Source organism: Roseibium denhamense, from assembly GCF_009711415.1.
Taxonomy (GTDB): Bacteria; Pseudomonadota; Alphaproteobacteria; order Rhizobiales; family Stappiaceae; genus Roseibium; species Roseibium denhamense.
This window is the reverse complement of sequence record NZ_SMLZ01000099.1, coordinates 72,716-80,137: the sequence shown is the minus strand read 5'-3', so window position 1 is coordinate 80,137 and position 7,422 is coordinate 72,716. Positions and strand designations below refer to the sequence as shown.

Annotated in this window: 5 protein-coding genes; 2 read left to right on the top strand and 3 right to left on the bottom strand. The window is 57.5% G+C overall.

The genetic code is table 11. The features are described 5' to 3' along the window. The first annotated feature begins 92 nt into the window (after nucleotides 1-92). A complete protein-coding gene (gene gltS / locus E1180_RS06800; RefSeq protein WP_155190418.1) occupies nucleotides 93-1,319 on the top strand; it encodes a sodium/glutamate symporter in 1,227 nt (408 codons plus the stop codon). A 33-nt stretch (nucleotides 1,320-1,352) separates the two neighbouring features. Here the strand turns inward: gltS and E1180_RS06795 are convergent, their stop codons facing one another. After that, a complete protein-coding gene (locus E1180_RS06795; protein ID WP_155190417.1) occupies nucleotides 1,353-2,891 on the bottom strand; it encodes a putative bifunctional diguanylate cyclase/phosphodiesterase in 1,539 nt (512 codons plus the stop codon). Between the two features lie 262 nt (nucleotides 2,892-3,153). Between E1180_RS06795 and glyS the strand changes: the two genes are divergently transcribed. Continuing rightward, a complete protein-coding gene (gene glyS / locus E1180_RS06790; RefSeq protein WP_155190416.1) occupies nucleotides 3,154-5,241 on the top strand; it encodes a glycine--tRNA ligase subunit beta in 2,088 nt (695 codons plus the stop codon). A gap of 50 nt (nucleotides 5,242-5,291) precedes the next feature. Here the strand turns inward: glyS and chrA are convergent, their stop codons facing one another. Both chrA and E1180_RS06780 read right to left on the bottom strand, forming a co-directional pair. After that, a complete protein-coding gene (gene chrA, locus E1180_RS06785; RefSeq protein ID WP_155190415.1) occupies nucleotides 5,292-6,560 on the bottom strand; it encodes a chromate efflux transporter in 1,269 nt (422 codons plus the stop codon). Beyond that, entirely contained in the window at nucleotides 6,557-7,375 is an 819-nt protein-coding gene (locus E1180_RS06780) for a chromate resistance protein ChrB domain-containing protein (protein ID WP_155190414.1), read from the bottom strand. Before E1180_RS06780 ends, chrA begins: the two co-directional genes overlap by 4 nt. Between the last annotated feature and the right edge of the window lie 47 nt (nucleotides 7,376-7,422).

Here is a 7,422-nt window from a genome sequence, read left to right as displayed (position 1 = left end):
GGCGGCGGCTGGTAACACCGGCCGTCACGGGCTAAGCTTGCAGCCAGACATATCCAACCCGCCCGGATCCCCGGTTTGATCAGAGTGAAATAATGAACCCAGGCGTATTGTCACTGGATGAGTTCGTCAGCTTCAATCTGGCGATCCTTGTCTACTTCCTGGGCGTGCGCCTGAACAAGAAGGTGGCGTTACTGCGCCGCTACAACATCCCGGAGCCGGTCTCTGGCGGGCTTCTGGTTTCATTTGCAGCATTTGTTACTTTCTCTGTCCTGAACGTTGAAATCAGCTTCTCGCTGGAATCGCGCGACTACCTGTTGTTCTGCTTCTTTACCGCTATCGGGCTGAATGCGCGCTTTGCCGAACTTCTGAAGGGCGGACGCCCGCTCTTACTGTTGCTGATCCTGACCGTTGGGTACATGTGCCTGCAAAATGCGGTTGGGGCCTCGATTGCCGTGGCGCTTGGCCTTCCGGTTGGGTTCGGTCTACTGGGCGGCACGATTTCCCTTGTTGGCGGCCATGGCACCGCGATTGCCTGGGGACCGCGCCTCGTGGAAGACTATGGCGTCATCGGCGCGGTAGAAATCGGGGCGGCAACGGCGACCCTCGGCCTGATCGCAGCCAGCCTCCTGGGCGGTCCCATTGGAAACTACCTGATTGAGCGGCGTGGTGCGCGGCCGGATCCCAACCGTCCCGAAGAAGCTCCGATGATCGGACTGGAGACGGAAGACGAGGCCGACGCCAAGGTCACCCATACGGGTTTGATGCGGGCGATCCTGGTATTGAACATTGCCATTGCCCTAGGTGTTGTCTTGCAGGAGGCTCTTAAGGTCGGCATCGGCCTGGACCTTCCGATATTTGTCTGCTGCCTTTTTTGCGGGATCCTGCTGTCGAACTCCGTCCCGGTGGTGTTCAAGCGAATGACCTGGCCGGCAGGCTCCAGATCCCTCGCGGTGATCTCGGATCTGGCGCTTGGTATTTTCCTGACAATGTCCTTGATGAGTCTGCAATTGTGGACGCTGGCAGGGCTTGCCGGACCCATGCTCCTGATCCTTTTCAGCCAGATTGCCGTGGTGACCTTCTTTATTATTTGGGTGGTGTTCCCGCTAATGGGGCGCAACTACAATGCCGCTGTTCTTGGCTCCGGTTTCGCCGGCTTTGCGCTGGGCGCAACCCCAACGGCAATTGCCAACATGACAGCGGTGACCAAGCAATACGGACCAGCGACCCAGGCCTTCCTGATCCTTCCCCTGGTTTCCGCCTTTTTCGTCGACCTTGCCAATGCGGTCATTATTCTCTTGTTCCTGGGAGGGAATGTCTGAGTTGTTAGGCGTTGAAACTAGCCACCCTGTGTTCTAGGCCGCATCAGTTTTTTTCTGCTTGAAGGGCAACGCACCGTCTGCCTGCGATGCCAGCAAAGTCCTTGCTTCGTCCCCTGAGACGGCCGCCGCGTATAGGAAGCCCTGGCTATAGTGGCAGCCGTTGGAATTCAGCGCGTTGTGAACATCCGCCTCTTCCACCCCCTCGGCCACCGCATCAATATCCAAACCGTTGGACAGGACGAGGATTGCCTCAACGATTGCCGCGCACTGTTTGTCCTCCAGCATGCGCTTGGTGAAAGACCGGTCGATCTTGACCTTCTGGATCGGAAATTCGCGCAAGTAGCTCAAGCTCGAATGTCCGGCACCGAAATCATCGAGGGCGATGGAGATGCCGGCTTCAGTGAGCCGGGTCAGGATACGGCGTGCCGTTGCGGGGTTCTTGACGAGGGATGTTTCCGTGATCTCCAGAACCAGCCGCTCCGGGGGCAGGCCGGTTTCATCGAGGATGGCCAGGACCTGATCCGGAAGGCTTGTGTCCTGCAGCTGAACAGGGGAGAGATTGAAGGACAAATGCAGATCTTTCGGCCACTTCACGGCTTCCTTGCAAGCCTCCTGAAGGAGGTGTTTGGTCAGCTCTGTGATAATGCCGCAGTCTTCGGCGATTGGGATGAACTGTAGCGGCGGTACATATCCAAAATCTGAATCCGTCCACCGGGCAAGCGCTTCGAAGCCGGCAATGCGGCCCTTTTCAAGGTCCAGAATCGGCTGATAGCGCACGTGCACCGCATGTTCGGTGATTGCCTTGCGGAGCCTTTGTTCAAGCAGGGTGCGGTGGAGGATGGATGCATCCATGTCGACTTCGAAGAAGCGGTAGGTCGAGCGGCCCGAGGATTTGGCTCTGTAGAGCGCGATATCCGCCCGGCGCAGAAGTTCCGATACCGCATGGCCATCGTGCGGATAGAGCGCAATGCCGATCCCGGTGCCGATGGAAATCTGCCGCTCGTCAAACTCGAAGCGGTCGTTGATGCGGGTCAGTAGACGGCGCGCGAAACCGGACGCTTCCGCCTTGTCGGTAAACGGCGGGGAGACGATGGCAAATTCATCACCCCCGAGCCGGGCCACAATACCGTCCTTGCCGAGGGTTTCCACCAGCCGGTCGGCGAAACCACGCAAGAGAACGTCCCCAAAGGCGTGGCCATAGACATCGTTGATAGGCTTGAACCCGTCAATGTCGAGCATCAGGACCGCGCGGAAGGTGTCATGCTTCAAGTCGCGGGTCAAATCCGGAAACACTTCCAGTAGGCGCCGCCGGTTGGGCAGCCCCGTCAGGGCATCATGCTGCGCCATGGCGAGGGCTTCCGTGTGGGCCGAACTGTTCGCCTTGAGTTTCTTGCGCAACCTTCGATTGCTCATGATGCCGAAACCAAGCCCGACCGCGGAAGCACCGAGCAGCACGCTGAAGGCTATGTCAATAACCGGGTGCGGACGTTCAAACAGCGGAACGCTGAGGAATATCCGCGCGAGTTGAAGGGCTGCAAAACTGACAAGCACAATTCCCAGTAATGCAACCATAGATCTATATATATGCTTGCTGTTTTCTTCTTTTCTTTTGAACACAAACTTCGCCCTGAATACGCTTCAGCAAAAACACGTAAATTGTTCGCATGTATTTCTTGAAGAATAGTGAAACGGACAGAGCGCATTGTGCCAAATTCATGACCGTTTGCGCCAACACGCACCCAGGTTTAGGGGTGACAAGCTGGCAGGGACTTGGTAACGGACGCCATCGAATTTCCGGTGGTGACCTACCCAAAACCTAAAGGCTTGAAAGTCCATGCCCGATCTTCTGCTTGAGCTGTTCAGCGAAGAGATTCCGGCCCGCATGCAGCGCAAGGCGGCCGAAGACCTCAAATCCCTTGTGACAAACGCATTGGTCGAAGCGGGTCTTCCCTATGAGGGCGCAAAGGCTTTCGCAACGCCCCGCCGGCTGGCGCTTCATGTGGCCGGTGTCCCGGTCGGATCCGCCGCCACACGCGAGGAGCGCAAGGGCCCGCGCGTTGGTGCGCCCGAAAAGGCCGTGGAGGGCTTTCTGCGTGGGGCGGGGCTCAACTCCATCGATGAAGCCACAATCCAGAATGACCCTAAAAAGGGTGACTTCTATATCGCCGTGATTGAGAAGCCGGGCCGCAATGCCATCGACATCATTGCAGACTTCATGCCGGGCCTTTTGAAGGCCTTTCCCTGGCCGGTTACCATGCGCTGGGGCAGTGCGCCAACGCGCTGGATCCGCCCGTTGCATTCCATTATCGCGACCTTTGGTCCCGAAACGGAAGAACCGGACATCGTCCCGTTCGAGTTCGAGGGCATCAAGGCAGGTAACAAGACACGCGGCCACCGGTTCCTGGCCGACACCGAATTTACGGTCCGCCGCTTTGACGACTACGCGGTCAATCTGGAAAAGCACAAGGTTGTTCTGGACACTGACCGGCGAAAGGAAATCATTCTCAACGATGCCAAGGACCGGGCGCTGGCGCTCGGCCTTGAACTGGTCGAGGATCCTGGACTTCTGGAAGAGGTTGCCGGTCTTGTCGAATGGCCGGTCGTGCTGACAGGAAGCTTTGATGAGGGATTCCTAGCGATCCCGGACGAAGCCATCCAGCTGACCATCAAGGTCAATCAGAAGTGCTTTGTGTTGAAGGACCCTGTTTCCGGCAAGCTGGCCAACAAGCTGGTGCTGGTCTCCAACATTGTTGCCGAAGACGGCGGCAAGATGATCGTCGCGGGCAACGAGAAGGTGATCCGCGCGCGTCTGGCCGATGCCAGGTTCTTCTGGGAAGCCGATCTGAACACCAAGCTTTCAGATAACTTGCCGAAGCTCGACACCGTCAAGTTCCATGAAAAGCTCGGCAGTGTCGGCGACCGGGTTAAGCGGCTCATGGCGCTGTCCGCCGAGCTGGCCCCACAGGTCGGGGCGGACACGGAAAAGGCCATGCGTGCGGCGGAACTTGCCAAGGCGGATCTTGTGTCGCAAATGGTGTTCGAGTTCCCGGAACTGCAGGGTCTTATGGGCCGGTATTATGCCGAAGCCCAGGGCGAGGATGCATCCGTCGCTGTGGCCATTGAAGACCACTACAAGCCGCAAGGCCCGTCAGACCGTGTGCCGGCAGATCCGGTTGCGGCAAGCGTTGCACTGGCGGAAAAGCTCGACCTCCTCACCGGCTTTTGGGCGATTGACGAAAAGCCGACCGGCTCCAAGGATCCTTATGCGCTGCGCCGTGCCGCGCTGGGCGTGATCCGGATTATTCTGGAAAATGATCTGCGGTTGGGACTTGCTGAAGTCGCCGCATCCGCTTTGAAGAAGCAGACTGCCGATGCGGGTGACACCGGCGCAATCGTCTCCGATCTTCTTTCCTTCTTTGCGGATCGCCTAAAGGTCCATCTGAAGGACGAAGGCATGCGCCACGATCTCATCGATGCGGTGTTTGCACTTGAGGGCCAGGACGACCTATTGATGGTGGTCAAGCGGGTCGAGGCGCTTCAGGCTTTCGTCTCATCCGATGACGGGCTCAATCTCGCTGCGGGCTACAAGCGCGCGGTCAACATCCTGAAGGCAGAAGAGAAAAAGGACGGCAAGCCGGTCACCGGCAAGCCGCATGCTGATCACCTGATGGAGCAAGCGGAAATTGATCTGGCCGCGAGCATCGATACCGCGCGTGCGGAAGCTGCCGAAGCCGTCAGCCGGGAAGACTTCGAAGGTGCCATGGCGGCTCTGTCAAAACTGCGGGCACCGGTCGACAAGTTCTTCGAGGACATTCTTGTGAACGCCGATGATCCGGCGCTGCGAATGAGCCGCCTGCAGCTGCTCGCCGAAATCCGCGATGCTACCCATGTGGTCGCAGATTTTTCCAAAGTGGCCGGGTAGATACAATAACAGCGGAAAGTGCTAAGGCGGCCCCGGCCGCCTTTTTCTATTCAAATCTGGCTGATCGCCCAGCCGCTGAGACTCATGATGCCCAGCAGCCCAAAAAGCCCGATCTTGAAGCGCAGCAGCAAGACACCCGCGAGCACGGTAAGCAAGAGCGCACGCCAGTCAAAGCTTGCAAGCTCCGGAACCCAAAGCTGAAGCGGCCCAGTTGTTTGCTGGGTCACTGTGCCAAAGAGGCTGTGCAAGGCAAACCAGACCCCAAGGTTCAATATGACACCGACGACCGAGGCTGTTATGCCCGCAAGAGCGCCGCTCAATCTCGGCGATCGATCGAGGCGGTCGATATAGGGCGCTCCGGTGAAAACCCATAGGAAACAGGGTATGAAGGTCATCCAAAGGCCGACAAACGCGGCCGCAAGTCCCATGACCAAACCGCCCGCCTTGGCACCGGCGAGATAGGCAACAAACTCTGTGACAAGGATCAGTGGCCCCGGTGTGGTTTCAGCCAGACCCAACGCGTCGATCATCTCCGTGGGGGTCAACCACGCCCGGTTGATGACCACTTCCTGGCTCAGGTAGGTCAACACCGCATAAGCGCCGCCGAATGTGACCACGGCGAGTTTTGAAAAGAGCAGACCGATTTCGACAATGAGATGCCCTGAGCCAAGGGAGAGCCACAAGCCGCCAAGGGGTACAAGCCACAAGGCGAGCCAGATCCCGGCGGTTTTGAGGGTCTTTGCCAAAGGAACCCGGGTCTCGTCACCTGCTGGTTCATACGTGCCACGTGTTGTGAGATAGCCGTAGGTAGCTGCGATCACGATGATCACCGGAAACGGCAGGCCGAAAAAGAAAATCGCCGCAAAGGCGAGCGCGGCCAGCACCCAGTGATCCTGCCGTTTGAGCGCCCGTTTTGCGACCTTCATCAAGGCTTCCAGAACGATAACAATAACCGCTGCCTTGATGCCCAAAAAGAGGGAGGTCACCAGTGGTGTCGTGCCAAATACCGCATAAAGCGCGGCCAGCACCAGCACCACGAACGCGCCCGGGAGGATAAAGCTCAGACCTGCGATCAGCCCGCCCAGCACACCGTGCAAACGCCAGCCGGACCAGGCGGCCAACTGCATCGCTTCCGGGCCGGGCAGGAGCATGCAGAAGCTGAGCGCATTCAGATAGGTTTTCTCGGTTAGCCACTTGGTCTCATCAACCAGAACCTTGTGCATGAGGGCAATCTGGGCCGCTGGCCCGCCGAAGGAGAGAAATCCGATTTTCAGCCAGGTTTTCGCGGCATCGGTAATGTTTGGACTTTCCGACGTCATTTGGAACCGTTCGCCTCTGGCCACTCGTGTGTCTCGCTCTGGGCATCCCGACACCAACGGTAAAAGGCATCATAGATCGGCATCGCGGCGTCCAACTGGACAAGATCTTCCTTGTACATCCGCGATAGCCCAAGTGACGCGGCAAGTAGGCCCGCACATTGCGGTTCAAGATCCAGGCGCTGCGTATCTGCTCCTCGGACAATGCGTGCCAATTGGAGTAGTGGCTCGAAAGCAAGTCCAAACTCTTCAATCATTGTGTCGAAAGTGCAATTCTCACCTCTGTGAGACCAGAAGACGTCCTCTAGATCGAACGGGGCTGCTGTAAAGCGTTCGGCCACCGCCAAAACATCTGGCTTGGCAACAAACAAGAAGACTGCGGATGGATCAATAAAGCGTCGGATGAGCCAAGGGCAGGCGATCCTGTCGATTTTCGGCCTGAGCCTTGTGACCCAGACGGTTCTTCCTTGCCGATCTGGTTTTGGTAGATGCTTGCAATCCAGCCAGGGAAGCTCGGCATCCCGCCAGCCGTAGATCCCGCCCTGAAGCACCTCAGCGTCTACGCGTTCATGGCGTAGCCAAGCGGAAACACCTTCGCTGAGTTTCTTACCTTTTTGGCAAACCACGACAGTATCTCGACCATTTACTTTGTTGACAAGGCCATCAATATCCAGATGGGAATGGCGAAAAGATCCGGGGATCAGAAAGGGATCTTCCTGATAGTCTTCTTCGATGCGGACATCGACGAGTACAGGACACTCGGGTGTTCCAATTAGCCGATTGAGTTGCACAGGAGTGATTTGATTGGGCGCAGGCATGCGTTCTCCATAGATCCATGGATTGAATGAACGCGAACTTTAAGCTG